Below are 24,925 nucleotides of genomic sequence, written 5' to 3' on the forward strand. Positions count from 1 at the left end.
CGTTCGTCAGTTCATGCCGACGCACCATGACGGACTCCTGCCCGCAACGGCATTAGATCCACCGCCCCGAGCAAGAGCCATCAGACACTGCCTAGACGCCTCAACGTGGCGACGCCATGCCCTCCGGGCCTCCGCGCCGGTCATTCCGCGGGTGACTTCCTGCCATTGGCGGTCGTAGTCGCGGGCCTCGGGGGGCATGAAGTCGTTGCGGGAGTAGATGGGGACCGTCTGACAGTGACACCCGTTGTGGTACCGAGTCAGGTCTTCCCGGGCGACCGGAGGCCGCCGGTTAGCCCGGACCCGACCGTCCGGGGCGCCCTTGGGCTTTCGCCGTCCACCACCGGCCGCCGTGGCCTGGCTGGTGTAGATGGCTCCCCGGCTGGCGAGCATGGCGCAGAACGCGCACGGGTTGCCGTCGGTCACCCGGGCCCAACCGACCACCCGCCGGTCCTGCTTCGACGCCTGGTCGATCAGGTCCCGGCCAGCCCGCAGGGTCTCGCGGTCGGCCGCCCCGGCGGAAGACCGGCCGGCGGTGTCCACCGCGTCCTCCAGCTCCTGGAGGAACCCGCCATCGTCCAGTCGCCCCCGGGCCTCGTCCGTGTCGGCCTGGTTCAGGTGCTGGCGAACCTTGGCTGGCCCTTGGGATACGAGGGACGCCACGGCCGCCCGGTCGTGGTGCTCCTCCGGTTCCTCCGGCCAGTCGAAGCCGTCCACCCGGATCTCCTCGCCGTCGTCCGGCTCCGGCGTGCGGATCGTGTCCGACTGGTCCGCCCAGTCCTCCCGCAGTTCCCCCAGGGTCGTGGTCGCACCCACGTACTCCCCGGACAGCGGCGGGACCGTGTGCCCAGTCTCCAGGGCCCGGTACAGGCGGTAGAACGCTGCTGCCTGGTCGCGGGAGCGTCGCCGCTCAAAGCGGACCAGGGCGAGCATCCAGGCCAGCCACGCAGCACCGCTCTCCTCCAGAGAGTGAGGGTTCACGCGCGACCACTGGGCCACGGCCTGGGCCGCGACCTGGGCCCCGATGCGCTCCTGTGCCTGCCAGTACTCCTCAACGAGGGTGGCCGTCGCCCTACGCAACGGACGCCCCGGCCGGCTCGGCGGCCACCACGGCGGCGGCCATGCGGTCAGCCATCCTCAGGCCAGGGTCGTCGGCCTCCTCGATCTGCGCCCACTCCTCCACGTCCCGGGCCGTGACGCCGGGGATGCGCGACCACATCGCGCGCGGCGGAACCTGGAGCATCTGAACGGCCTTACCCAGCGCGTCCACCGTCTGGGACAGGGAGCGCGATTCGGCATCCTTCCAGAGCACTTCGGCCCGGGGGTCCGGTTCGACGCCCGTCACGGTGGCGCACAGGGCCAGCACCTGTTCCCAGGACTCCCCAAGGGAGTGCTGGAACTCGTCAACAGCCCGGGAGAGCGCCATCTCGGTGGCGGCCATGGCCTCCGCCGAGAGGTTCGTCAACGACCCGACACCCAGGTACATCGGAGGGAGCTGAGACAGGGCGGCCATGTGCTTCGTCGCCAGTTCGATGGCGTCCAAAAACCCGCCGAGCGGCGTCTCATCCAGTTGTGAGAACCGCGTGTCTGCATCCGGAGCCACCAGGAACCGCGACGCGTCCGCCTGGATCGGGACCACCTGGGGCCGCCCCTCGGCGTCGTAGAGGATCTCTCCCGTGTCAGGGTCCCGCCGGAACTCCGGCGCCATGCCACTGATCGTTCGCACCTTGAACGACCCGAACGTTTGGGCCACCAACAGGTCGAACACCGTCTGGTTGACCCGATCCTGAATCGGGATCACCGGCTCCACCACGCCCGTGACCCGGCCCTCCAGGTCGAGGTCCGGCGCGAACCGCACCACCGGGCACACGGTGAAGCCGTGCGGCCGGGAGTCCAGCAGCCGAGGCCCCGCCTTGCCGCCGACGTAGAAGTCATGAACGTGGGTAGCGTCGTACAGCCACGCCCGCGTCTCCACGCCCTCCCCGTCGGGGACGGTCTCCACCTGAAGCGCCCACAACGGGAGCGCGTCGGCGGCCGGATCGTCGTACGACGCATACAGCATCCGCGGGGACACACCCCGGATCACCGGCCGGTCCGGGGCCGCCGGCTCCGGCAGAACCGTGACGAACGACTGCCCGTAGGTCAGCGCGGCACGGTGAACCGGGGTCTGACGGGAGTCCATCCGCTGGTCCTGCCACACACGCCACTCCGCCGGAGTCTCCTCCGACAACCGCGGACCGTCAGCTCCATCCGTGCTTCGCCGGTACCCGTCCACGGCCATGGACTGGCTCGGTGTCTTCACCAGCAGCGGGAGCCAGTTGGATATCGCCCGCCTCGCCAGCAGCTTGTACTCCTCCGTAGCCGTCCGGGGCGTATACGGGCCGTCGTGCTCCCCACGCATGTACCGATCGATGCGGTCCAGCCGCTCCCGCTCGGCATGCAGCCGCGTGAACCCGCGCTCCGCTCGCTCCGTCAGGGAGACGGTGATGTCGTGCATGTGCTCCCCTCCGGGGCCTAGAAGAAGTACACGGCCCCGGACCGTTCAGCGGGCCGGGTCTTGCCGGATTCGATCAGTCGATGCCGCGCCAAGTCGGCCAGCAGCGTGGCCGCGTAGGCGTCGATCTTGTGCGCGGACTCCCGGTTGGCCTTGCCGAAGGACAGGCCGTAACGGTTCGGACGTCGCCGGGCGTTCAGGACGTGCCGACGTAGCGTGCGCCCCAGCGGAGCGTCCTCGCCCAGGTGCCGGACCTGCCCGTCCTCCACGGCCGCCACCAGCCGCTCATTGGCCAGCGTCAGTTCCTGGAGACCGCCACGCATGTCCCGGCCCACCGCGGATTGCGGACTGGCCTTGATCACCAGGCGCTCCCGGTAGTCCTCCGACCACGCATCCACGTAGCTCTCCCAGAGCGCCACGTCCGCGTAAAACGCCTGTACGTCGTAGCGCTCCATGGTGTTGCGGACCGCGCCGTCCACCGCCTGGCGGTCAACCTCCCAGCCGTCGCCGGCCGGGCCGTCGGGCTTCTCCCAGATGGCCATGGGGACGATCAGGCGGTCCCGGATGCGCACGGCCACCAGGGCCGTGGCGTCGTCGGTCCGCCCACCGTCGAACCCGAGTGTCACCGCGTCGCCGTCCTCCAGCCGGTCGTCCACCGCGCAGTTGTCCCAGTCCTCCGGACTGACCAACTGGTCTTCCGCCGTGATGAGTTGGTTCAGGAACATCCGCTGCGAGCGCGAGCGTGGCATGTGGCCGGAGTAGATGGTGGAGACGATCCACTCCACGTCCAGCCAGTCCGCGTCGCCCCGGGCCGCGATGATTCCGGCCCGGAGCTGGTCCGGGTCAGAGAGGTCCACGGGCGGGGACTCCGCGGAGTCGTAGTACAGCCCCGAATCCCGGCTGTTGCCCTCCGCGAACTTCGACCAGGCGTGCCAAGTCTGCTCCGCCACGGAGTCCTCCCCCGGCAACGGGGCGTTCGTGATCTCCATGGTTCGGGCGCCGCCACCACGGCTCTTGCCCACGTTGCCCGCGATGGTCATTGCCATTTCGTGGCCGCCGTTGGACGAGATCCAGTGATGGGTCTCATTCATCACCACGAAGGTGGACCGGCCACCTTCCAGGGCACGCGGTGAGCTGGTCACCGCCTCGATCACACCGCCCGCGCGGGAGTAGATGATCTCCTTACCCAGGTCGATGCCGAATTCAGCGATGCACTCCGGGGAGAACATGCCGGGGAAGAGCCGCATGGTGTTGCGCGTCTGGTCCTTCGACACCGCACAGACCTGGACCCACGGCGCCGGGTGCGGAACCGCTAGCGGCGTCCCGTCCTCCCGCCATCCGCCGAAGCGGCACGGGCCGACGAACTCCACCGCGCACAGGGCCGCCAGGAACGGGTCCTTCCCCCAGCCCTTCAGACGCCGGATGGTGCCCTGCCGCCGGACGAACTCCCCAGCGTCGTTGATCTCGAACCAGCGGAGCACGATCCGGACCTGTTCCGGGGTGAACCGCCAGGGCTGGCCCGCGTCGGGGCCGTCCGGCTGGAGGAGGTAGCGGGCGGTCCACAGGAGCACGTCCCAACCCAGGGTCCGCGTCGGGTCCGGCACGGTGTCCGGCCACGTGCGAACTGGATCAAGCTGTGCCGCCACCGCCCGCCGCCTTCCGATACGCGTCCATGAGAGTCACGCGGGCCGCCTCCGCCGAGTCCTCCGCGAGGTAGTCCCGCTCCAGTTCCACGCGGGCCCGACGCCGGGCGCCCTCCGTGGTGAGTAGGTCCGTCATCGCGGACATAACGCTCTGGAACAACTGGCCGGAGAACTTGGCCTGGCTCAGGTTCCGCGACATGGCCTCCGCCACGTACACCGCGGTGAGCCAATCCGACTGCTCGTAGAACTGGGCCTGGCCAGAGTCCTTCAGCGACTGGAACCACCGCTTCGCGATCGGGTGCCAGTCGCCAGAGGCCCGGGGAACGGTCGGAGCCTTGCCGGCCTCCGCCTTCACCAGGGCCGGGCCATCCGGCTCGTTGCGCCGTCGGCGCTGGTCACTGCGCTTCGGGACAGGGCCCGGCATGATCCAACACCCCCTAGAATGCTCAGAGTTGATAAAGAGGACTTCGGAGAGCACATTGAACCAAGGCTTAGCCGTCGCACTCGGCGCAGTAGCTGGCGCACTGGCCACAGCGTTCGGCGCCTATCTAACCGCCCAGACGTCAGAAAAGATACAAAAGAAGCAAGCTCGCCGTGACGCCTACGCATCCTTCCTTCACGAAGTTGCCGCCTTCAAGAATCACTTACACACCCTCGAACGCTTCTTGTCTTCCCAGGGAGTATCACGCTCCCGAGAAGAAATGACGGAAGCCGAAGAAAAAGCACGTGAGCTAAGCCCGCATCTTGCATCTTTACAGCGCCAAACCATCACAACCAGCCTCGCGGGACCAGATAGGTTGGCCAGCTACGCCAAATCAATCACACTTTCCTTGGCTCAGATCTACGCGGCCCTCGAAAGCAAGGCCGCAGAGAACGCCCATGACAGCGGAAAAGATCTCGCAAGAATGCAGAGAATCAATGCTCTGCATACCAAGGTCACCCGCGACGCTGAGGAATTTGAGGGATACGCACGAGGCCAGCTGTAGCCAGGCAACGACCTTGGAACCCGTACAGAAACAGAGCCGCTATCACGCTTCGGTCAGGGTGGGAAATATGATTGGGCCATCCCCCAGGGCGAATTGGATACATCGGACGCTGCGAAACCGGCTCATTCGGCTGCGAACCCTCGTTACCCGAGCATGAGTACACGCAGGACACTCGCCACCGCACTCGGGCTCACCACGGCCGCACTTGGAGCCGGGCTGGCCACCGCCGCTCCAGCGTCAGCCGGCGGAATCGGCGTCATCATGTCCCCCTCATTCGATAACTCGTGCGCCAACCACGGCACCGCTTCGCAAAGCGGAGGCAGGACACGGCACGGCAGCGGAACTGCTGGGGGACTTCTTACCGCCTTGCCAGTTGCTACTCCGCTTAATCAGTGCGGTGGCACGGACCTCCCGCTCGTAAATCCAGATGGCTTTCAGTATGCCTGGACGACGAACAGATTGTGGCAGAAAAGCCGCACCACCTGACGCCCAGCGGCAGATGACCTGTTAAGCGAACCCGCATGCCCCTGCCCTAGCCCAACTCCCGCGGATGCCGCCCCTCTGGCCTCCGCCTGGACACCCGCCTCCGCCGAGCCGCCGCGCCCTCCGCGCTGGACTTCCGCGCGTGATGCCACCGACACAGTGCTTGAAGGTTCGCCGGGTCGTGGTCGTCGCCCGGGATGACGTGGTCCACGTCCGTGGCCGGCGCCGTGCACCGCGCCCCCGTGTCCCGCAGGACCGCCACGCACTGGAAGCCGTCCCGCTTCAGGACGGACAGGTGACGGACCGACCAGTCCGCGGGGAGGCGGGAGCGTCGGTTGCTGGAGTGCCAAGCCAAAGAGTCTCCCTTTTGCTCCACCGGTCGGCCTCACGTTGATGCCGCTCGCTCGTCCGAGCATGGTTCGCTTGCAGCACGCCTGCACGGGTACAGAGCGGCCAACTTGTCGCCTTAGGCAATCAATATTCGCCAGGGTTCGCCAGGGTGCGACAGATGGTTGCCATAGCCTCCCGTGCACAAGAGTTGGGCGAAGTCACCCCAACTGGAGGACAAAAATGCCCAGTAGCCGGGCAGTACGACACAGCACCCGACCACAGTTTGAACTCCACTGCGGCGGGCTGCACTTAACCATCCAGCGCATCCCTGCGTGGCTTGTCACCCTCGTCGCAGCAGTCGCCGGGACTGGGACTGCCTGGTGGACCAGCCGCTGAACGAACGGGAGAGACCTTGCGCGACCCCGGCCGGAATCGAACCGGCGGCCGCCCGATCGACGATCGGGCGCTCTCCCATTGAGCTACGGGGCCTGGGGCTCAACTCCCGCGCGGCATCCCGAAAGACACCGGGGCGCGCGGGAGGAACCGGGCGGACGGAGTGCTCACGCCTCCACGTCGAACGCTGGAGTCCGGGGCACTGAGCCCGCCTTCATATGCATTAACTGGGGGCCGTGACAGCCTTGTTCGCCAAACGGCCGGCCTCTCTCGCGCTGGGGGTCAAAAAGCTGCCCTTTACTCCTTCTTTTTCATGTGACTCATAAGAAAGAAGGAGTAAAGGGCAGCTTTTTGACCCTTACCCCCTCCAATCAGCGACTCTTCGTCTGCTGCATGGTTACGCAAAGCGAGGGAGCCGCGCCCTCAGCGGGCGCGGCCCCCTTGTGGAGTGATTCAGGTCTCAGTCACGCGTCGTCTCTGTCTCGAACAAACCATCAAGCGACCCCGGCAGGACAGAACGGGGCAACGCAAAAGGGCCCACCCCCTTGGTGGGGTAGGCCCTTGGGCATCATTCGGCGCTACGTCGCTTCGGTGAAATCCTCGGCCTTCTGTGCCTTCTCCGTCGCCTATGCGGCCTGCTCGGGCTCTGCCCACTCGATAGTGACCCTCTCCTTGCCCACGAACTTGTGCCCTTGCCCCGGAGCCTTGGTGACCGTTACGCGGTCGATGGCAAGCCGCAGCAGATCACGCTTGGCGGACAGGTCCGACGCCTCCCACATCTGCTGGAACATCACCACGTCGTCGAACATCGTCAGATCGATCCTCGGCCCGGCGAACTTCGCCTGCCTCTCCTGAGCAGCCATTAGGTCCGCCTCAGCCTGCTTCAGCAGACGCGGGTAGTGCTTGCCTGCCGCGCCGTCGTACAGGCCCGCTTGCCGGTCCTCGACGAGCCGCTGAACGGCCGCCTCGGCAGCTTTCACGGCTGCCACGGCCTCTCGCGCCTCCTCCGTCTCCTCCGGCGCATTGAGGGCCTGCCAGCGCTGCGCCACAGCCACCATCAGCGGGTCACCCATCTCCAACTCCCCGATACGCCACTGCCATTCCTTCGTCACGTACTGCTCCAGTGTCATGCGCTTCACGCTGGCCGGGGCCGGGCACACTCCGCCGTGCATGTTCCGGGAGCACGCCGTGGACTGCCCTGATGCCGACATGGCGGAGCCACAACCAGCGCAGCGCACAAGGTCCGTAAGGAGGTGCAGAGTTCGGCCGGGGCGGAAGCCTTCCGGCAACTGGTGACCGTGCAGAACTCTGCGCGCCCTCTCCGCCACGTCAGCGGGGATCATGCGGGCCATATCTTCAGCAACGCTGATCTTGTGGCCTTTGTCGTCTCGGTATGCCTGCCGGCGCTTCTGGCCCTTGCCACCGCTTCCGACTTGCCAACCCTCGTACACGGGGTTGTCCACGATGTCTCGGACCGTGCCAGCGGTGAAGTCCTTCCTGTGGCCGTGCGCATGCCTGCGCTGTTGTACTCGCGGGCAAGCGCGCGGGCGGCCTTGCCTCCGGCCACCTGGTAGAACACGTCCTCGATGACGCCCCAACGCTCCGCCGGGCGTATCTTCCGATCCTTTGGGTCGTTGATCTCCAAGCCGAAGGGTGCAGCGGACAGCCAACGGCCCTCTCGTCGCTGGCGATCCTTGGTGGTGCGTACGTTGTGGCTGAGTCGCTGGCTGTACTCGTACGCGTCTTCCGCCCGCTGAATGATCCAGCGCCGGTCACGCTCGTTCGAGCTGTCCAGGCGCTCGTAGTCGAAGATGACGCGGGCGGTTCCAAGGATGGGGACAACTGCCTCTGCGCCCTTACGGCTGAACCGGTCCAGGAAGGCACACCACAATGCGTTGGTCTCGCCGCCGAGGATGGCGGCCATGGCGGCGTCGTACTGCGGGCGTTGCACGTCAGACCAGGCTGAAAGGTTCTCCTTCCAAACCCTGCGCACCTGGTAGCCGTTCTCGTCCGCCCATCGCCGCCCCCTATCCTCTTGTGCACGCAAGCTGAGGGCCTGTTCTCCCTCCCGAACGATCTTGCTTTTCCTAAGGAGGAGGTCCACCAGTGGGCGAGCGTCAGTCACCTTTTAATCCTCTGATCAGCGGAAACAGTCCGCAATCCGGGAGGTCCAAGGGTGTGGGGACCGTCCAGGTGACGCACTCCGGAACGTCGCGTTGGCGGCGCCGCACCGGTGAGTACAGTTCGCTCGCCGCCGCCCTGGAGGCCGCCGGGGACGGTGACGTCCTGACCGTGCCGGCGGGGACGTACCGGGAGAACCTGGTCTTGCAGCGGTCGGTGACGCTGCGCGGTCCGGAGGGGGCCCGTGGCTCGGTGCGGATCGCGCCGGTCGACGGGGTGGCGCTGACGATACGTGCCTCGGCCACCGTCCACGACCTGCACCTGGAGGCGACCGACTCGGCGTCGCCGGCGCTGCTGGTGGAGGACGGCGCCCCCGAGTTGGCCGACATCCGGGTGGTGACCCGGTCCGCGGCGGGGATCGAGGTGCGCGGCGGGGCCCGTCCGACGGTGCGGCGCTGCACGGTCGACAACGCCGGCGGGGTCGGCATCAGCATCCTGGACGGCGCCGGCGGGGTCTTCGAGGAGTGCGAGGTGATGGCGGCCGGCCAGGCCGGCGTGGCGGTACGCGGCGGCGCCCATCCGCGGCTGGAGAACTGCCGGATCCACCACGCCTCGGGCGCCGGCCTGTCACTGACCGGCGAGGGCAGCGCGGTCGAGGCGGTGGGCTGCGAGCTGTACGAGATCAAGGGTACGGGCATCCAGGTGGCGGCCCGGGCCACCGGCCACCTCACCGACTGCACGGTGCACCGCACCACGGCGGACGGCGTCACCCTGGACACCGATGCGGTGCTCACCCTCGCCGACTGCGACATCCACGACATCCCGGAGAACGCGGTGGACCTGCGGTCCCGGTCGGTGCTGACCCTGACCCGCAGCACGGTGCGGCACTTCGGGCGGAACGGCCTGTCGGTGTGGGACCCGGGCACCCGGGTGGACGCCAACCAGTGCGAGATCCACGACAGTACGGGCGACTACCCGGCGGTGTGGGTCAGCGACGGCGCCACCGCGGTGCTGGACTCGACGCGGGTGCACGACGTCCCGGACGCGCTGTTCGTGCTGGACCGGGGTTCCCGGGCCGACGTCGTGGACTGCGACATCGCGCAGGTCCGCAACACCGCGGTGTCGGTGAGCGACGGCGCCACCGTCCAGCTGGACGACTGCCGGATCCGCGAGACCTCGACCGGTGCGTGGTTCCGCGACCACGGCAGCGGCGGCACGCTCGCCAACTGCACCATCGACGGGGCCCAGACCGGGGTGATCGTCACCAAGGGCGCGGACCCCACCATCGAGGGCTGCACGGTCAGTTCGCCGGCCGAGGCCGGCTTCTACGTTTCGGCGGAGGGCCGCGGCACCTTCCACAGCTGCCGGGTCACCGGCAGTTCCGGCTTCGGCTTCCACGTGATCGACGGCTGCCGGACGACGCTGACCCGGTGCCGCACGGAGCGCTGCGCACGCGGTGGTTACGAGTTCGCCGACGCGCACGGCACCGGCGTCAGCCCCACGGTCGAGGACTGCACCAGCGACGAGAGCCGGACCACGCAGGCGCCGACGGTGACCGCCCCGACGGTGCAGCAGGCGACCCAGACGGCCGGACTGCTGGGCAACGTCCCGGCGCCGCGCTCGGCGCCGGCCGCCGCCGCGACCCCGGAGGCGTCGGCGCCCGGCCGCCCCTCCGAGGAGGTGCTGGGCGAGCTGGACACCCTGGTGGGACTGGACAGCGTCAAGCGGGAGGTGCGCAGCCTGATCAACATGATCGAGGTGGGGCGCCGCCGGCAGGAGGCCGGTCTCAAGGCCGCGTCGGTCCGCCGCCATCTGGTGTTCACCGGCTCCCCCGGCACCGGCAAGACCACGGTGGCCCGGCTGTACGGCGAGATCCTGCACTCCCTGGGTGTACTGGAGCGCGGGCACCTGGTCGAGGTGTCGCGGGTGGACCTGGTGGGCGAGCACATCGGCTCGACGGCGATCCGCACCCAGGAGGCGTTCGACCGGGCGCGCGGTGGGGTGCTGTTCGTCGACGAGGCGTACGCCCTGTCCCCCGAGGACTCCGGGCGGGACTTCGGCAAGGAGGCCATCGACACCCTGGTGAAGCTGATGGAGGACCACCGGGACGCGGTGGTGGTGATCGTGGCCGGCTACACCGCGGAGATGGAACGGTTCCTGGCCGTCAACCCCGGCATCTCCTCCCGTTTCTCACGGACCATCAGGTTCGGTGACTACGCACCGGAGGAGCTGCTCCGGATCGTCGAGCAGCAGGGCGAGGAGCACGAGTACCGCCTCGCCGAGGGGGCCGACGAGGCGCTGCTCAAGTACTTCACGACGCTGCCCAAGGGGCCGTCGTTCGGCAACGGCCGTACCGCGCGGCAGACGTTCGAGGCGATGGTCGAGCGGCACGCGGGCCGGGTCGCCCGCGTCACCGACCCGAGTACCGACGACCTGACCCTCCTCTACGCCGAGGACCTGCCCGAACTCCCCTGACAGTCCGGCTCGTTGGTGCGCTGGCCCGGTATCCCCGGGCCCAGCCGGGCGAGCAGTTCGGCGCGCACCCGGTCGAAGACCGGGTCGGCCTGGTAGTCGCCGTGGCCCAGGATCTGTGCGGGCAGCGGGTTCTGGAGGGTGCGCCCGAAGGCGAGCGGGTCGCGGAGCGGTCCCTCGTCGACCGCCCGGCCGTCCTCGCAGGTGAGCCGGATCGGGCCGCCGATGGGGTCGGTGAAGCGCCACAGGTTGCGCCAGTCGTCCATCTCGCGGTGCAGGCCGGTGAGCGCGGGCGGGCCGAAGTAGGCGGGGAACCAGCGGCCGTAGAGGCGTTCCAGCGGGCTGCCGTAGGTGAGCAGGGCGACGCGGCTGCGGGTGACCAGGTCCAGTTGCCAGACGGCGGCCGCGGCCAGCACGCTGCCCTGGGAGTGGCCGGAGATCACCAGCCGGCCGTCGCACCGCTCGGTCCAGGTGGCCATCCGCCAGGTCAGGTCGGGGACGGCGCGCTCGGCGTAGCAGGGCGGCGCGAACGGGTGCGCGGCGCGCGGCCAGAAGGTGCCGACGTCCCAGAGGATGCCGATGGTGCGGCGGGCGGAGTGGTCGCGGTAGGCGCGCCGGCCCATGGTGAGCAGCAGGATCACCCCGGCGCCCATCAGCCAGGAGCCGAGGGACTCGGCGGTCTCGGCGGCGGCGTGCACGAACGGCGGGGCGCCCTCGGTGGCGCGGCCGGGGGCCCGGTCGGTGAGCCAGGCGCCGGCCACCGCGCCGGCACCCAGGACGAGGGTGACGGCGGCGATGGCGGCCACCAGGACGGGTGCCGCGTCGGTGAGCCCGGCGCGGGCGATGGTGCCCGCGATGCGTTCGGTGCGCAGCACGTCCGGGCGCTCGCGCGGGTCGTAGAGCCCGGGGACGTCCTTGCCGACCTGCTTGCGGACGACCAGTACCCGGATCCCGGCCAGGACGGCGACGGCGGCCACCACGGCCAGCAGGGCGGGCAGGACCGACGCCTGCCAGGAGAGCAGCACCGGCGGCCCCGCGATCGGGGCGTGGTCCTGGCCGGGGGTGGCGGGCCCGTCGATCCAGTCCGCGAACCGCTGGGCCACTCCCCCGGAGAGCACCCCGGCGACCGCGCAGGACAGCAGCGCGACGGCCGGGCCGCCCATGCCGCGCAGTGCGGTGCGGGCCTCGTCGCGGGCGGCGCGCTGGAGGAACCAGGCGGTCACCGCCAGGGCCAGCACCAGCGCGCCCTGGCAGACGGCGATCCCGCCGAACGCCGCGACCCCGGGCAGCGGGCCGTGGCTGACCGCCGCCGGCCGCGCCCAGGCGGCGTAGCCGGCGGTGAGGGCGAGCACGGCCAGCGCGGCGTACGGCAACGCCCGCACCGCCGGACGGTCGGACTCCTCGTCGCGGGCCGCCTCGCTGCGGGCGGTGCGCCAGACGATGGTCAGGGCGACCGCGGCGAGCAGCACGACCAGGACGGTGAGGGTCTGGCCGACGGCGGTCAGCGTGGTGGCGCCGGCCCGCCGGTCGGCCCGGAGCGAGGCGACGAGCAGGGCGGCGGTGACGGTCAGCACCCCGGCCGTGGCGTGGGCGGCGCGCAGCCGGGCGACCAGCCGGCGGCCGTACCAGAAGCCGTCGAGGCCCAGCGCGGTGCGTTCGTGGGCGGGGGTGCCGCGGGAGGCGCCCGGGCGGCGCGGCGGCGGGGAGGCGGACTCGTAGGCGCTCCAGGTGCGGTGCGAGAGCCACCAGAGGAAGCCGATGACCGTCAGGGGCAGCGCGGCGGCGAGGACCAGGCGCCGTCCCGGGGCGCTCCACCAGCCCCCGTCCGCGGGGTTGAGGAAGCCCAGCCAGGATTTGCCGGTGGCGCAGACCGGGGTGCCGGCGCACTGCCAGGCGCTGAGGTCGAGGGCGACCTCGCAGGCCGCGGCGGCCAGCAGGACGGTGAGGGTGAGGGCGAGCAGCCGCACCAGCAGGTCGTAGATGCGCTGGGCGCGGTGTTCGGGCGGGGCGGCCGGGCGCATCCAGTGGGCGAGGTTGGCGACCATGAAGGGCAGCAGGATCAGCCAGAGCGCGCGGGCGCCGTTGCCGGAGGTGAGGTTGGACCAGCAGTACGCCTCCCGGACCGGCTGGGTGCGGTAGTCCTCGGGGCGCTGCTCGGCGTCCGTGTCCTCGGTGCGGCGGTAGCAGGCCGCGGTGTCGTCGCCGGTGATCCGCTGGACGCGCGGGTCACCGAGCATCTCTTGTGGTGTGGTGCCGCCGACCCCGTGGACGAGCAGTTCCAGGGCGAGTTGCGGTTGCGGTGTGGTGGTGGGCGGCGGGTCCGTCGCCGGGCCCGGGTCCGTCGAGCGGGCGGGTGGTGCTGTGGTGGCCGCGATCTCCACTGGCTCTCCCCCGATGTCAGTGCGGTGCGGTGTGGTGCCGTGTGTGCCGTGTGGTGCGGTGTGGTGCCGTGGCGGGCGGGTGTGGTCGGTCGTGCGGTGTGCCGCCCTCCTCGGATTGTCCCTTCCCTCTGAGAGCGTGCGCACCCGGTTTGCGGTTCCCGGGGTGCCGGTTGCGGCTCCTGGTCGCCGTCCCCCGGAGCGGGGCTGCTGTCAGAGCCTCGTGCGAGGATGAGGGCACCAGAGATCACAGGCGGCGGAGAGCCGGCGCAAGGACCCGGGGCGGTGAGCCGGGGCGGAAGGGACGGGCCGCGGTGGGCGACAACCAGAATCTCCTCGCGGAGCAGCGGCGGGCCCTGATCCTCGATGAGGTCAGACGGCGCGGCGGAGTGCGGGTCAACGAACTCACCCGCAGGTTGAACGTCTCGGATATGACGGTCCGTCGCGATCTGGACGCGCTGGCCCGCCAGGGCATGATCGAGAAGGTGCACGGCGGCGCCCTCCCGGTGAGCGACGCCAGTACGCACGAGCCGGGTTTCGAGGTGAAATCGGGGCTGGAGCTGAGCGCCAAGGCGGAGATCGCCAAGGCGGCGGCCGAGCTGGCCGTGCCGGGCAGCGCGATCGCGCTGGCCGGGGGCACCACGGCGTACGCGCTGGCGCAGCGGCTGCTGGAGGTGCCGGAGCTGACGGTGGTGACGAATTCGGTGCGGGTGGCCGACGTGTTCTACAACGCCCAGCGGGCGGCGGCCAGCGGCGGCGACGGGCGGCCGTCGGCCGAGGCGGCGACGGTGGTGCTGACGGGTGGGATGCGCACGCCGTCGGACACCCTGGTCGGTCCGGTGGCGGACGCCGCGATCCGGTCGCTCCACTTCGACCTGCTCTTCCTCGGGGTGCACGGCATATCGGTGGAGGCGGGGCTGTCCACGCCGAATCTCGCGGAGGCGGAGACCAACCGGCACTTCGTGCGGTCCGCGCGCCGGGTGGTGGTGGTCGCCGACCACACCAAGTGGGGTACGGTCGGCCTGAGTTCGTTCGCCGCCCTGGACGACGTGGACGTGCTGGTGACGGATGCCGGGCTGTCCGCTGAGGCGCGTGCGGAGTTCGCGGACCGGTCGACGGAGCTGGTGGTGGCGGGCGAGCCGGTGCCCGACGCAGACAGCTGACACCACGTCAGTTAGGGTGTCCCGCGCAGTCCGCCCCGCCCCCTTGGAGGTGCTCGTCCCATGCCCCGACGGCTCCGCCCCGTCGACCTCGACTTCGTCGAATCGGCACCGCTACGACTGGTGTTCACCGCCGAGGCCACCGCACCGCCGCAGGCCGTGTACGCCGCGCTGGCCGGCGACGTGCCGGGCTGGGCCGACTGGTTCACGGGGGTGGCCCGGGCGGCTCCGACGCGCGACGGCCGCGGTCGCGACGTCCGGCTCGCCGGCGGCACCCGCTTCGACGAGACGGTGCTGGCGACCGAGCCCGGCGCGCGCTACGCCTACCGGGTCGACACCACCAACGCCCCTGTCCTGCGGGCCCTGTTGGAGGACTGGCAGCTGACGCCGGCCGGCACCGGGACCCGACTGCGGTGGACGTTCGCGGCGGACGGCCCGGCGGCGTTCCGCTGGCTGATGCCACTGGCGCGGCCGGGCCTGGGGCGCGCGTTCCGGGATTCGATACGGGCCCTGGACCGGCGGCTCGGCGGAAGCTGACACCCGGTCCGGCCCGGGCCCGCCCCGGGGCCCGCCCGATGGATCACCGTCTCTCCCGCGCGGCGGGGCTGCTCCCCGATGAGCGGTCCCGCCGCGCCGGTACATACACGCCCACTTGGGTCAGGCGGTGCCGCATGGAGCACCTTGCGGACCGACAGCGGATACGCCGAGCGCGCCGCCACTTCCCGCGGAAGCGAGAGCGTCACCATCCCTGCCCGGGGCTTCGAACGAAGGCCAGGAGGGGGCCCTGCCCCTCACCCACGAGCCGAACGCCCGCGAAGGCCCGCGAAGTCCCTGCCGTCGCACCCGGCCGTCGCGCCCGGCCGGACTGTCAGTGGGGGACGCTAGCGTACGGGCTCCAACTCACCTATATCGAGGAGCCGTTGTGGCCACTGCGTTCTCGCCGATACCGGAGCTGAATCTCCTCAAGGACTTCGAGCGCGCTATGGAGGCCGCGTATTTCTCGGAGGGTTTCGAGCTCTGGCAGTACGGAGGCCAGCACCCCGAACTCATCGCGGATTGGCTGGACTCGAAGGCCCCGCGCAGCCCGCGCGCACAGGATCGCCTGGACCGGCTCATCCCTTTTGCCCAGGCCACCGGGTCCGGGTCCTTCTACGTGCTGTGGCGGTGCGACGACCGTACGGACCTCGCCACCCTGCCTGTTGTCTTCTTCGGTGACGAGGGCGATCTCGACATCGTCGCAGGCGGGTTGCGGGAGTTCTTCCAGGTACTCGCCCTCGACAACGAGCAGTTCCTGAACGGCGACGAGGACGAAGAGGACGGGGAGGACGGGGAGGACGGGGACCACGAGGTGGATGAGGAAGACGAGGAGGACCGGGAGGAGCTCGCCAAGGGGCACGCCGAGTATCTCGCCTGGCTGGAGCGGACCTTCGGCCTCGGCCTACCGGAAGACCCCGACGCCATTACGGACGCGGCACGCCAGGCGTACGGCCAGCGCCTCGCCGCCTGGTTGCAGGAAATCTCGCCGCACACGTTCGAGATCCCCACTCCCCCCTACCACTAGGGCCCCAGGAAGTGCCGTTGAAGACCGCGTGGGCCGGGCGGCGGCTCGTTGGTCAGGCGGTGGACGCGATGCAGGGTGCCGTCGTGGACGGTGAGCAACAGGTTCGCGCAAGGAGGCAGAAACGAGAAGACGAGAGGGCGAGAGGGCGAGAGGGCGAAAACCGGAGACGCGCACGGGCACGGGCACGGGGTGACACCGCGCTTTGCCGTGCCGGGGCAGGCTGCGAGCGGCTGTTCAGAAGAGCGGGAAGGCCCAGCCGCCGGGATACCAAGGCTCGTGTTCGCCACGGAAGGCCGCCGAGGCGAGGGAAAGCGCGCCGGATCGCAGTTCCTCGACGAGTCCCGCGGACGACAGGGCGGACAGCGTGGTGCCTCCGAGGAAGGCGGCGCCGAGCTCCGCCGCGGTCAGGCGCAGGTCGGCCGGGGCGGTCGTGGGCTCGCAGACCGCGGACCCGTCCTCCGCTTGCAGCCGGTAGCGACCGGTGTTCCACGGACAGAAGCCGTCCCGCACATCCAGGACAAGGTCCAACGGGAGGGCGTAACTCCGGCCCGTCAGGGCCCTGTCGACGTCGACCGGCCGCACCCACAGGCGGTCGACCGGTGAGGTACGGACCGCTCGCGGATCAGCCAGCAGGTGCGGCAGCGGCTCGTCCACGGCACCCTCGTAGTCGATCCAGGTCACCAGGTCGATCCCGGCGAGGAAGCGCCACAACGCTGCATACGCCTGGCGACAGAGTGCCGCCAGCTCCACCACCTGCACCACCCCGGCACTGCCGCCGAGCCCGTCCGGCACGGAGCTGTGCCGGTAGAGCGCGTAGCCGGTGGCGCGGCCATCGCTCTCTTGGTGCACGGCGAAGCGCAGCGCGGTCGACGCGCCGCGCCGGTGCGGGTGGTCGGCGAGGCGCACCGCCCAGTGGACCGCCTGTCGATCAGGCCAGCCGACCGCCCTGGTGCGGGCCTGATCGTAGATCTTCTCAAGGAGGGGGCGGGCCTGGTCGGCGTGGTGCAGTCGGACGGTGCCCTGTCCGAAGTCCACGTCAGTGCGGAAGCGCATGGCGCGCCGGTCGCAGCGCAACTGGTTCCCCAGCGTTGCGGGGCCGTAGCCGAACCGCCTGTAGATCCCGGCCTCGGACGGTCGGAGCGCCGCGATCGGCTCGCGCCGCTGCTCGTGCAGGTCGGTCAACTGGGCGCGCATCATCGCGGTGAGAATTCCGCGGCGGCGATGCGTCGGGGCCACGCCCACGGAGGCGATCCCCGCCACGGGCAGGGTGCCCCCGGGCACGGTCAGCACCCGTTTGTAGACGGAGGCTCCGGCGACCGGCACACCTTCATCGAAGGCGGCCAGGGTCCGACCGAGATCCGTCGCAGCTCGCTGGTCGGCCAGTTCCTCCTCGGAGCGGTCCATGCCGTAGGTGTCGGCAATCATGCGAGCCCAGGGCACGAACTCCTGCTCAGCGATGCTGCGAAGCTGAATCTGAGGCATGGTCATCGGGTATGCCTACATCACGCCGGGGCAGGCTGGGAAGCTGGCCGACCAGGCTCTGACAGGGGCCACCGCCTCCATCCATCCACCCACCCCTCCCTCCCTGGATGTCGCCGGAGCTGGGCACCCTCGGCCCGAGTCGGAGTTCGTTGGCACCGGTGCCGGCGGAACTCGTAAACAGTTCGATGCGCCCCTCGGCTCCCTCCGCCTTCCGAACCGGTGAACAACTGCTGTCCACTTTCGCGTGAGCAGAGCCAAGGTGGATCAGCGGCCGGTCGTGCCGTCGATCAGTTCGCGGAGTCCAGCGTTCGACGAAAGTCAGGTGGTTGAGCAGGCCGAGCAGGTTCGTGCCCGACGGCACTACGGCTGTTCGCGCCTGCGGTTCGGGGACACCGTCGACCTTCGCGGCGATCGAGGTCCGGAGGTAGTCGAGGAATCCGCGCAGGACCTCGGTCTCGCTGCTTCCGGTCCGGGGCGGCGGGGTGTCGCCGCGGCGGTTGCGGCGCGTGGTGCTGGGCACAGTGGTCGCCTTCCTTCGTCGGGGCGGCGCCGGCCACCGCGTCAGGCGGTGCGGCGGATGAGGAGGACATGGTCGGTGACCTCGGCGGTGCGCCCGCCCGGTCCGGTCGCGATCCGGCGGGGTGCGTCGGCCCGCTCGACCGTCCACGTCTCCGGGGCCGGATCGATTCCGGCGGCGGCCTCCTGCGGGCTCGGGTACCGGGTGTTGGGGTCCTGGTTCCACGACCACGGCGCGGCCGAGCCGTGGTCGACGACCACGCGTCGCCGCCGTCGCCGCATCCGAGGTCCAGCGCGTCACCGGGCGGCAGGCCCGTCACCATCTCGGCGAGGCGAGCGTTCGGCCGGGGGCCGCCGGCTGCCGGTCGGGCCGCGTAGACGCCGTCCCAGAACGCGACCGCATCGGTGGTGCTCATCAAGACTCCTTGTGTCGGCAGGCGTTCAGTCTTGTCAGGCGCACCACGACCTGGCACGGAATCTTGCGGTAATGGCAAGGTGGGCCTCATGGATCGCAAGACGGACGATGAGGTGCTCGACGCGGTGGGGCCACGGCTTCGTGCGCTGCGTCGTGACCGCGGCATCACCCTCGCCGACCTCGCGGCGACGACCGGCGTGTCGGAGAGCACCCTGTCCCGGCTGGAGAGCGGGCGGCGCCGGCCGAGCCTGGAACTGCTGCTGCCGCTGGCCCGTATCTACGACGTTCCGCTGGACGACCTCGTCGGTGCGCCGCGCACCGGCGACCCCCGGATCCACCTCAAGCCGATCGGCCGGTACGGAATGACCTTCGTGCCCCTGTCCCGGCGACCGGGCGGGGTGCACGCCTTCAAGATGATCATCCCCGCCCGGCCGGAACCGCTCGAACCGACCCCGCAGACCCACGAAGGCTTCGAATGGCTCTACGTCCTCAACGGTCGCCTGCGGCTCGTGATCGGCGAGCGCGACCTGACGTTGCCGCCCGGTGAGGCAGCCGAGTTCGACACGTCCTTGCCGCACTGGTTGGGCAGCTCCGACGGCGGCGCGGTCGAGCTTCTCATCCTGTTCGGCCCGCAAGGGCTGCGTGCGCACGTACGCAGTGATCCGAATCGGTCGCCTCAGGCCGAGCCCCGGCGATGAACTCGGCGAGAGCCGCTGCGGTCGCGTCAGCAGCGAGCCCTGCCGCGCCGAAGCCGCAGGGCGGGGCGCCGGAGCGCTCGGCCGGCTGCGGAATGCGGTAGGCCGTCGCACCGCACCCTGCGCCGCGTCCTGATCGCCACCGTCGAGGCCGCCCTGCGGCCGGGAGGAGATCCTGCGGCCGGGAGGAGGCCCTGCGGCCGGGAGGAGATCCTGACGCCACGTCAGATCAGCTCCCGGCGGCGCCTGCGCGCACTGACCGTGACCTTCCATCCGGCCGGACTCCACATCCCGGGTGCCTTCTGTCAGGACCTGTCCGGCGGGTCCACGCGAAAGTCTCTAAGCGTCCCAGGAGCCGCCGGCGAGGAAGTGCTCGATGGTCCGGGCGTAGGGGGTGATGTCGAGCCCCTGGGCGGCCAGCCAGTCGTCCGAGTAGTACTTGTCGAGGTAGCGGTCGCCGGGGTCGCACAGCAGCGTCACCACGGATCCGGTCCGGCCCTCGGCGACCATCTCCGCGACGATCTTCAGGGCGCTCCACAGCCCGGTGCCGGTCGAGCCGCCCGCCTTGCGACCGATCGCCTGCTCCAGCGCGCGTACCGCGGCGACGCTGGCCGCGTCCGGGACCTTCATCATCCGGTCGATCGCACCGGGGACGAAGCTCGGTTCCATCCGCGGCCGGCCGATGCCCTCGATGCGGGAGGCGGTGGCGCAGTCGGTCGCGGCGTCGCCGGTGAGCCAGCCGTCGAAGAAGCAGGAGTTCTCCGGGTCGGGGACGCAGATCCGGGTGTCGTACTGCATGTAGTGCACGTAGCGGGCGATGGTCGCGGAGGTGCCGCCGGTGCCGGCGGTGGCGACGATCCAGGCGGGCTCGGGGTAGCGCTCCAGCCGCAGCTGCTGGTAGATCGACTCGGCGATGTTGTTGTTGCCGCGCCAGTCCGTGGCCCGCTCGGCGTAGGTGAACTGGTCCATGTAGTGCCCGCCGGACTCGGCGGCCAGCCGGGCGGACACCTCGTAGACGGTCCGCGGGTCCTGGACCAGGTGGCAGGTGCCGCCGTGGAACTCGATCAGTCGGGTCTTCTCCCGGCTGGTGGTGGCCGGCATCACCGCGATGAACGGGACGCCGATCAGCGAGGCGAAGTACGCCTCGGAGACGGCCGTGGAGCCGCTGGAGGACTCGATCACCGGCTTCCCCGGCCGGATCCAGCCGTTGCACAGCCCGTAGAGGAAGAGCGAGCGGGCCAGCCGGTGCTTGAGGCTGCCGGTGGGGTGCGTCGACTCGTCCTTGAGGTAGAGGTCGATGCCCCACTCCTCGGGCAGCGGGAAGCGCAGCAGGTGGGTGTCGGCGGTGCGGTTGGCGTCCGCCTGGACCTTGCGGACGGCTTCATTGAGCCAGTCCCGGTAGTCCGGATCCGAGCGGTCCACGTCGACGGTCGGCAGGACCGACGGGGTCGACGTGCGGGCTGCGTCCTGGTGTCCAGGATGTTCGGGCCGGCTCTGCGGCTGTTGTGCGGTGCTCACCGGCGCGCTCCTCAGGGGTGTACGGGCCCGCCCGGAAGGCCGGGCCGGTTTCGACTATAACCACCCGGCGCACGCTCCTCACCTGCATAAACAACCCTTTGAGAGGCCCCAAGAAGGCCCTGGGGGAAGGGGGTTGTGCGCCTCTGCGCCCCGTGCGGCACTGGTGAACCGGGCGTTGTGGCGGCAAACTTCCTATCGGGGGGCGGTGGACGAGACCCGCCCATGGCACCGGGGAGTGGTGAGGATGGCGGAGCCGGAATACAAGGCGACCGGCGTGCGGATCGAGCGTGCGTTGCGGTCCCTGACCAGAGCGGGGCAGATCCGCATCAGCGGCGGCCGGCTGGCGCTGCTGACCAGCTACGGCACGGAGATCGACAGCGCCCCACTCGGCGCGGTGGAGGCCCACAAGCCGCTGTTCGCGGCCCGCGACCGGGCGCTCGCCGTCCTCAACGGGAACCGCTATTCGCTGACCCTGGGCGCCCGGGACCGCTTCCTCAACGCCGTGGAGGCGGCGCGTCGGCCACGCGCGTGAACGCCGGCTGCGGCCGGGGCGGTGCGGTTGCGGCGGCGCACCGCCTGAAGGACTCTGGACACGTATCACTGAGGGTTCACCAGCGATGACGCTGCGGCGCAGCGGGCATCGCCGGTTCCGATCTTCACCCCTCCCCGGTACGAGGGGTGCCCGGCCTCATCAGGGAGTCGCGGTCGTGATCAGGCAGCCCAGCAGACACTGCACGGTGGAACTCCAGGCCGCCCCGGCCCGGATCGGGCACGTGCGCAGGATCGTCTCCGCGCAGCTGCGGTACTGGCATCTCGACGCCTTGATCGATCCGGCCGCCCTCGGGGTGACCGAACTCCTCGCCAACGTCCACCGGCACGCCCGGCCGAGCAAGCAGTGCACCGTCGAACTGTGCGTCCTGCTCGATCAGTTGACGGTCTCGGTGCACGATCTCGACCCTCGGATGCCGCACCTGCGGACCGCCGGGAGCTGGGAGACCTGCGGCCGCGGACTGGCCCTGATCGCGGCGCTCAGCGAGAGCTGGGGAGTGCGCCCCCACGACCCGGGCAAGGTCGTCTGGTTCACCCTCCCCGCGCTGACCGCCGCCCCGGAAGAGGCCCGGGCGCTGCGCACCCACTGGGACCCCGCGCCGATGGAGGAGGCGGGCGCCGACCCCCGGCCCCGGACCCGGAGCGCGCGGGTCGGCTGACCACAGGCCCGGCGCGTCAGGCCGCGCTCCCCTTACGCCCGGCGCCGAAGTGCTCCTCCAGGACGGACAACCGGCGCCAGTACTCCTCCTCGTCGATCTCGCCGGCCGCGAACCGGCGGCCGAGGACGGCGATCGGGGTCGGGGTGTCACCGCCGGCCGCGGGCCCGGGACCGGGCCACGGGCCGCGGAAGGCCCGGCCGGGGCCGCCGCGCCGCCACCCGATGCGGCGCAGCAGGGTCACCACGCCGAAGACCACGGCCGCCCAGACGAGCGGGACGAACAGGATCCAGGGACCCGGACCGCCGCCGGACCAGTGTTCTGCCAGTGCGTTCATGGAAGTCAGCTCCTTGACGGGATGAGCCGGACGGTCTCCGGCCGCGGGCCGGGCGGAGACGCCGGGTGTCTGCCTTCGAGAGTCGCCGCCGCGGGCCCGCGCGTCGTCGTACGCCCGGCGGCACTCCACGTACGACCGCGGGGGTACGCGAGGCGGGCCGAGGAGCACCCGGGCTCGGACACCGCCCCGGGCATCGCCCTGAGCACCACCTCGGACGCCACCCCGGACGCCACTCCAGCCACCACTCTTGATCTCTGTAACTACTGGTATGTACAGTCGGGGTGTGAACAGTACGCAGGACAGCGCAGCGGCAGCCGGCGCTCCCCCGGCCAGCACGCAGGAACGGCTCGTCACCAGCACCCAGGAACTCCTGTGGGAACGCGGCTACGTCGGCACCAGCCCCAAGGCGATCCTGCAACGCGCGGGGGTGGGCCAGGGCAGCATGTACCACCACTTCGCGGGCAAGTCCGATCTCGCGCTGGCGGCGATCCAGCGCACCGCCGAGGACATGCGGACGGCGGCCGAGGACATCTTCACCGCCCCCGGTACGGCGTACGACCGGGTAGCGGCCTATCTGCTGCGCGAGCGACAGGTACTGCGCGGCTGCCCGATCGGGCGGATGACGCAGGACCGCGACGTGGTGCAGGACCCCGCACTCCGCGCCCCGTTGGACGCGATGTTCGGCTGGCTCCAGCGCCGGATCGCCGAGGTCCTCACCGAGGGGCAGCAGCGCGGTGAGCTGGCCGCCGCCCTCGATCCGGCGGCCACTGCGGCCAGCGTCGCCGCGGTCGTCCAGGGCGGCTACGTCCTGGCCCGGGCGGCCGAGGACGCCGCGCCGTTCGACGCCGCCGTGCACGGCCTGCTGGCGCTCCTGGCCACACAGACCACACCGCCCCCGGCCCCCGAGCCCCGCACACCCTGACCTCCCCTCCCCTACGGAGCCCCACCCATGTACGCCATGCAATACCGCTTCACGCTGCCCGCCGACTACGACATGGAGATCATCCGACACCGGGTGCGAACCAAGGGCCACCTACTGGACGACTTCGCCGGCCTCGGCCTCAAGGCGTACGGGATCCGGGAGCGCGGCACCGACGGCTCACCTGTCAACCAGTACGCGCCGTTCTACCTCTGGGCCGACCAGGAGGGGATGAACCGCTTCCTGACCGGCGAGGGGTTCCGCGGCGTGGTCCGCGACTTCGGACGGCCGGCGGTCCACAACTGGCCGGGCCTGTACCACCGTCCGGGGCCCGCGGCCGACCGCGTCCCCGGCTCCTTCACCCAGCGGACCCAGCCGCTCCCCGAGGGCTCCGACGTACCGACCGCCATCGAGGACGCGCTCGCCGGGCACGAGAAGCTCGCGACCACCGACGGCGTGCACACCACCGCCCTGGGCCTCGACCCCCGGCGCTGGGAGCTGGTCCACTTCACCCTCTGGGCGGACACCGCCCCGGAGTCCGCCGGCGGGGAGCGCTTCCGGGTGCTGCACCTGTCCGCGCCGGGCACCGGCCGGCTCGGCGCCGGGCGGCAGTGGTGACCCCGACCCCCGCGGCCGCACCCGGCCACCGCACCGAGCCGCCCGCCGGCCCCGTCGTCCGCACGGTCCTGGGCGACCTCGCCCCCGACCGCCTCGGCGTCTGCGACGCGCACGACCACCTCTTCCTGGGCAGCCCCCAGCTGCCGGGCCAGGAACTGGCCGACCCCGAGGCGGCCGCCGCCGAATTGCGCGCCTTCCGGGAGGCCGGCGGCTCGGCGGTGATCCAGTGGACGCCGTACGGCATGGGTCGGCGGGCGGCCGAACTTCCGCGGCTGGCCCGGGAGTCGGGGGTGACGATCGTCGCCGCGACCGGGCTGCACCAGGAGGTGCACTACGCCCCCGACGTCCTGATGGGGCTCCCGGCGGATCCGGCCGCGCTCTTCGTCACCGAACTGACCGAGGGCATCATCGGCACCGGCGACGCCGCGCACTCCCCCGAGCCCCGCCCCCGGGCCGGCATGATCAAGGTGGCCGGCGGCTTCCACGGGCTGGACCGGCACGCCCGACGCACCATGACGGCCGCCGCCGAGGCCCATCGGGCGACCGGCGCGGCCATCGGCGTCCACCTGGAGCTGGGCACCGGGGCGTTGGACGTCCTCGACCTGCTGTGCGGTGCGTTGGCAGTCCCGCCGGACCGGGTGATCCTCGGCCACCTCAACCGCTCACCCGACCTCGCGACACACCGGATGGCCGCCGAGGCCGGCGCCTACCTCGCCTTCGACGGCCCGTCACGCGCCCACCACACCACGGACTGGCGGCTGCCGGACGCTGTGGCGGCACTCTGCGACGCCGGATTCGCCGACCGGATCCTGCTCGGCGGCGACACCACGACGGCCGCCGCCCGGTCGGTGAACGGCGGCCCCGGCATGCCGTATCTGCTGCGCAGGCTCCGTCCGAGGCTGGAACTCGCCGTGGGCGTGGAGACGGTGCAGCGGATGCTGACGACGAATCCGGCCCGAGCGTTTTCGGCCGGGTGGCCGTAGTTCGGCGGTTGGTTGGGCCTCGTACGTTGTCGGCTGTCCCGCCGTGGGGGTTCGCGTTTTGCGCCTGGCGGCGCGGGTCCGCTGCGCTTCGTACGTTGCCGGGTGCGGCGTCGTTTCGCCTGGCGGCGTGGGCTGTTGTCCGCTGCGCGGGGCTGTTGGGTGCGGTGTCGGGTCGGAGGGGTCGGTGTGCAGGACTGCTGCGCTTTACGTCCTGCACAC

General features: G+C 70.8%; 23 protein-coding genes, 1 tRNA gene and 1 pseudogene. 12 read left to right on the top strand and 13 right to left on the bottom strand.

Annotation, left to right across the window (positions count from 1 at the left end):
• Window positions 1–6: 6 nt before the first annotated feature.
• From ACFVT2_RS41145 to ACFVT2_RS41160, 4 genes are read right to left on the bottom strand one after another with little or no spacing between them, the layout of a single operon-like run.
• On the bottom strand, window positions 7–1,077 hold the full coding sequence (locus tag ACFVT2_RS41145) for a hypothetical protein (protein WP_390026977.1): 1,071 nt from the start codon (window positions 1,075–1,077) through the stop codon (window positions 7–9).
• Window positions 1,070–2,494, bottom strand: a complete 1,425-nt coding sequence (locus ACFVT2_RS41150) for a phage portal protein (protein ID WP_390026979.1) — start codon at window positions 2,492–2,494, stop codon at window positions 1,070–1,072. Before ACFVT2_RS41150 ends, ACFVT2_RS41145 begins: the two co-directional genes overlap by 8 nt.
• A 17-nt stretch (window positions 2,495–2,511) precedes the next feature.
• Window positions 2,512–4,095, bottom strand: a complete 1,584-nt coding sequence (locus tag ACFVT2_RS41155) for a terminase (protein ID WP_390026981.1) — start codon at window positions 4,093–4,095, stop codon at window positions 2,512–2,514.
• Window positions 4,096–4,120: 25 nt separating this feature from the next.
• A complete protein-coding gene (locus ACFVT2_RS41160; RefSeq protein ID WP_390026983.1) occupies window positions 4,121–4,558 on the bottom strand; it encodes a hypothetical protein in 438 nt (145 codons plus the stop codon).
• A 28-nt stretch (window positions 4,559–4,586) separates the two neighbouring features.
• On the opposite strand from ACFVT2_RS41160, the gene ACFVT2_RS41165 reads away from it, so the two are divergent.
• Window positions 4,587–5,120: a hypothetical protein gene (locus tag ACFVT2_RS41165; protein WP_390026985.1), complete on the top strand. Its 534-nt coding sequence runs from the start codon at window positions 4,587–4,589 to the stop codon at window positions 5,118–5,120.
• A 261-nt stretch (window positions 5,121–5,381) separates the two neighbouring features.
• Window positions 5,382–5,606, top strand: a complete 225-nt coding sequence (locus ACFVT2_RS41170) for a M14 family zinc carboxypeptidase (RefSeq protein WP_390026987.1) — start codon at window positions 5,382–5,384, stop codon at window positions 5,604–5,606.
• A gap of 744 nt (window positions 5,607–6,350) precedes the next feature.
• Here ACFVT2_RS41170 and ACFVT2_RS41175 read toward each other — a convergent pair.
• The 3 genes from ACFVT2_RS41175 to ACFVT2_RS41185 all read right to left on the bottom strand — a co-directional run bounded on the left by ACFVT2_RS41175 (window position 6,351) and on the right by ACFVT2_RS41185 (window position 8,451).
• A tRNA-Asp gene (locus ACFVT2_RS41175) sits at window positions 6,351–6,422 on the bottom strand.
• Window positions 6,423–6,952: 530 nt separating this feature from the next.
• Complete coding sequence (locus tag ACFVT2_RS41180) at window positions 6,953–7,777, bottom strand: zinc ribbon domain-containing protein (RefSeq protein ID WP_390027024.1); 825 nt, start codon at window positions 7,775–7,777, stop codon at window positions 6,953–6,955.
• Window positions 7,666–8,451 (bottom strand): recombinase family protein, encoded by a 786-nt coding sequence (locus tag ACFVT2_RS41185; protein WP_390026989.1) that lies wholly within the window; start codon window positions 8,449–8,451, stop codon window positions 7,666–7,668. Before ACFVT2_RS41185 ends, ACFVT2_RS41180 begins: the two co-directional genes overlap by 112 nt.
• 68 nt (window positions 8,452–8,519) lie before the next feature.
• Between ACFVT2_RS41185 and ACFVT2_RS41190 the strand changes: the two genes are divergently transcribed.
• Window positions 8,520–10,922 (top strand): right-handed parallel beta-helix repeat-containing protein, encoded by a 2,403-nt coding sequence (locus ACFVT2_RS41190; RefSeq protein ID WP_390026992.1) that lies wholly within the window; start codon window positions 8,520–8,522, stop codon window positions 10,920–10,922.
• Here the strand turns inward: ACFVT2_RS41190 and ACFVT2_RS41195 are convergent.
• Entirely contained in the window at window positions 10,892–13,300 is a 2,409-nt protein-coding gene (locus tag ACFVT2_RS41195) for a hypothetical protein (protein ID WP_390026994.1), read from the bottom strand. The genes ACFVT2_RS41190 and ACFVT2_RS41195 overlap by 31 nt on opposite strands.
• Before the next feature lie 311 nt (window positions 13,301–13,611).
• On the opposite strand from ACFVT2_RS41195, the gene ACFVT2_RS41200 reads away from it, so the two are divergent.
• The 3 genes from ACFVT2_RS41200 (at window position 13,612) to ACFVT2_RS41210 (ending at window position 16,018) form a co-directional block, all read left to right on the top strand.
• Window positions 13,612–14,460 carry a DeoR/GlpR family DNA-binding transcription regulator gene (locus ACFVT2_RS41200; RefSeq protein ID WP_390026997.1) on the top strand — a complete coding sequence of 283 codons (849 nt, stop codon included), beginning with the start codon at window positions 13,612–13,614 and terminating at the stop codon, window positions 14,458–14,460.
• A gap of 60 nt (window positions 14,461–14,520) precedes the next feature.
• On the top strand, window positions 14,521–14,994 hold the full coding sequence (locus ACFVT2_RS41205; RefSeq protein ID WP_390026999.1) for an SRPBCC family protein: 474 nt from the start codon (window positions 14,521–14,523) through the stop codon (window positions 14,992–14,994).
• Window positions 14,995–15,379: 385 nt separating this feature from the next.
• Complete coding sequence (locus tag ACFVT2_RS41210) at window positions 15,380–16,018, top strand: hypothetical protein (protein ID WP_390027001.1); 639 nt, start codon at window positions 15,380–15,382, stop codon at window positions 16,016–16,018.
• Window positions 16,019–16,252: 234 nt separating this feature from the next.
• Here ACFVT2_RS41210 and ACFVT2_RS41215 read toward each other — a convergent pair whose 3' ends face one another.
• The 3 genes and pseudogenes from ACFVT2_RS41215 to ACFVT2_RS41225 all read right to left on the bottom strand — a co-directional run bounded on the left by ACFVT2_RS41215 (window position 16,253) and on the right by ACFVT2_RS41225 (window position 18,432).
• Window positions 16,253–17,500 carry a GNAT family N-acetyltransferase gene (locus ACFVT2_RS41215; protein ID WP_390027004.1) on the bottom strand — a complete coding sequence of 416 codons (1,248 nt, stop codon included), beginning with the start codon at window positions 17,498–17,500 and terminating at the stop codon, window positions 16,253–16,255.
• Window positions 17,469–18,020 (bottom strand): DUF664 domain-containing protein, encoded by a 552-nt coding sequence (locus ACFVT2_RS41220; protein ID WP_390027006.1) that lies wholly within the window; start codon window positions 18,018–18,020, stop codon window positions 17,469–17,471. The genes ACFVT2_RS41215 and ACFVT2_RS41220 overlap by 32 nt, the downstream gene beginning before the upstream one ends.
• Before the next feature lie 41 nt (window positions 18,021–18,061).
• Window positions 18,062–18,432: pseudogene (locus tag ACFVT2_RS41225) on the bottom strand (hypothetical protein).
• Window positions 18,433–18,520: 88 nt separating this feature from the next.
• Between ACFVT2_RS41225 and ACFVT2_RS41230 the strand changes: the two are divergent.
• Window positions 18,521–19,129, top strand: coding sequence for a helix-turn-helix domain-containing protein (locus ACFVT2_RS41230; RefSeq protein WP_390027008.1), 609 nt, complete (start codon window positions 18,521–18,523; stop codon window positions 19,127–19,129).
• A gap of 336 nt (window positions 19,130–19,465) precedes the next feature.
• Here the strand turns inward: ACFVT2_RS41230 and ACFVT2_RS41235 are convergent, their stop codons facing one another.
• A complete protein-coding gene (locus ACFVT2_RS41235; RefSeq protein ID WP_390027027.1) occupies window positions 19,466–20,563 on the bottom strand; it encodes a PLP-dependent cysteine synthase family protein in 1,098 nt (365 codons plus the stop codon).
• Between the two features lie 325 nt (window positions 20,564–20,888).
• Here ACFVT2_RS41235 and ACFVT2_RS41240 point away from each other — a divergent pair, with 325 nt between their 5' ends.
• Both ACFVT2_RS41240 and ACFVT2_RS41245 read left to right on the top strand, forming a co-directional pair.
• Entirely contained in the window at window positions 20,889–21,176 is a 288-nt protein-coding gene (locus ACFVT2_RS41240; protein ID WP_390027010.1) for a hypothetical protein, read from the top strand.
• 175 nt (window positions 21,177–21,351) lie between these two features.
• Entirely contained in the window at window positions 21,352–21,852 is a 501-nt protein-coding gene (locus ACFVT2_RS41245) for an ATP-binding protein (protein WP_390027011.1), read from the top strand.
• A 16-nt stretch (window positions 21,853–21,868) separates the two neighbouring features.
• On the opposite strand, the gene ACFVT2_RS41250 is transcribed toward ACFVT2_RS41245, so the two are convergent.
• Window positions 21,869–22,186, bottom strand: coding sequence for an SHOCT domain-containing protein (locus tag ACFVT2_RS41250; RefSeq protein ID WP_390027013.1), 318 nt, complete (start codon window positions 22,184–22,186; stop codon window positions 21,869–21,871).
• Between the two features lie 268 nt (window positions 22,187–22,454).
• Here ACFVT2_RS41250 and ACFVT2_RS41255 point away from each other — a divergent pair, with 268 nt between their 5' ends.
• The 3 genes from ACFVT2_RS41255 to ACFVT2_RS41265 are packed head-to-tail and all read left to right on the top strand — an operon-like array spanning window position 22,455 to window position 24,706.
• The gene (locus ACFVT2_RS41255; protein ID WP_390027015.1) at window positions 22,455–23,108 is read left to right on the top strand and encodes a TetR/AcrR family transcriptional regulator; all 654 of its coding nucleotides are present in this window, start codon (window positions 22,455–22,457) and stop codon (window positions 23,106–23,108) included.
• A gap of 27 nt (window positions 23,109–23,135) precedes the next feature.
• Complete coding sequence (locus tag ACFVT2_RS41260) at window positions 23,136–23,723, top strand: DUF4865 family protein (RefSeq protein ID WP_390027018.1); 588 nt, start codon at window positions 23,136–23,138, stop codon at window positions 23,721–23,723.
• Entirely contained in the window at window positions 23,720–24,706 is a 987-nt protein-coding gene (locus ACFVT2_RS41265; RefSeq protein ID WP_390027021.1) for a phosphotriesterase, read from the top strand. Before ACFVT2_RS41260 ends, ACFVT2_RS41265 begins: the two co-directional genes overlap by 4 nt.
• Window positions 24,707–24,925 lie beyond the last annotated feature (219 nt).

The organism is Streptomyces sp. NPDC058000 (assembly GCF_042886435.1).
Lineage (GTDB): Bacteria > Actinomycetota > Actinomycetes > Streptomycetales > Streptomycetaceae > Streptomyces.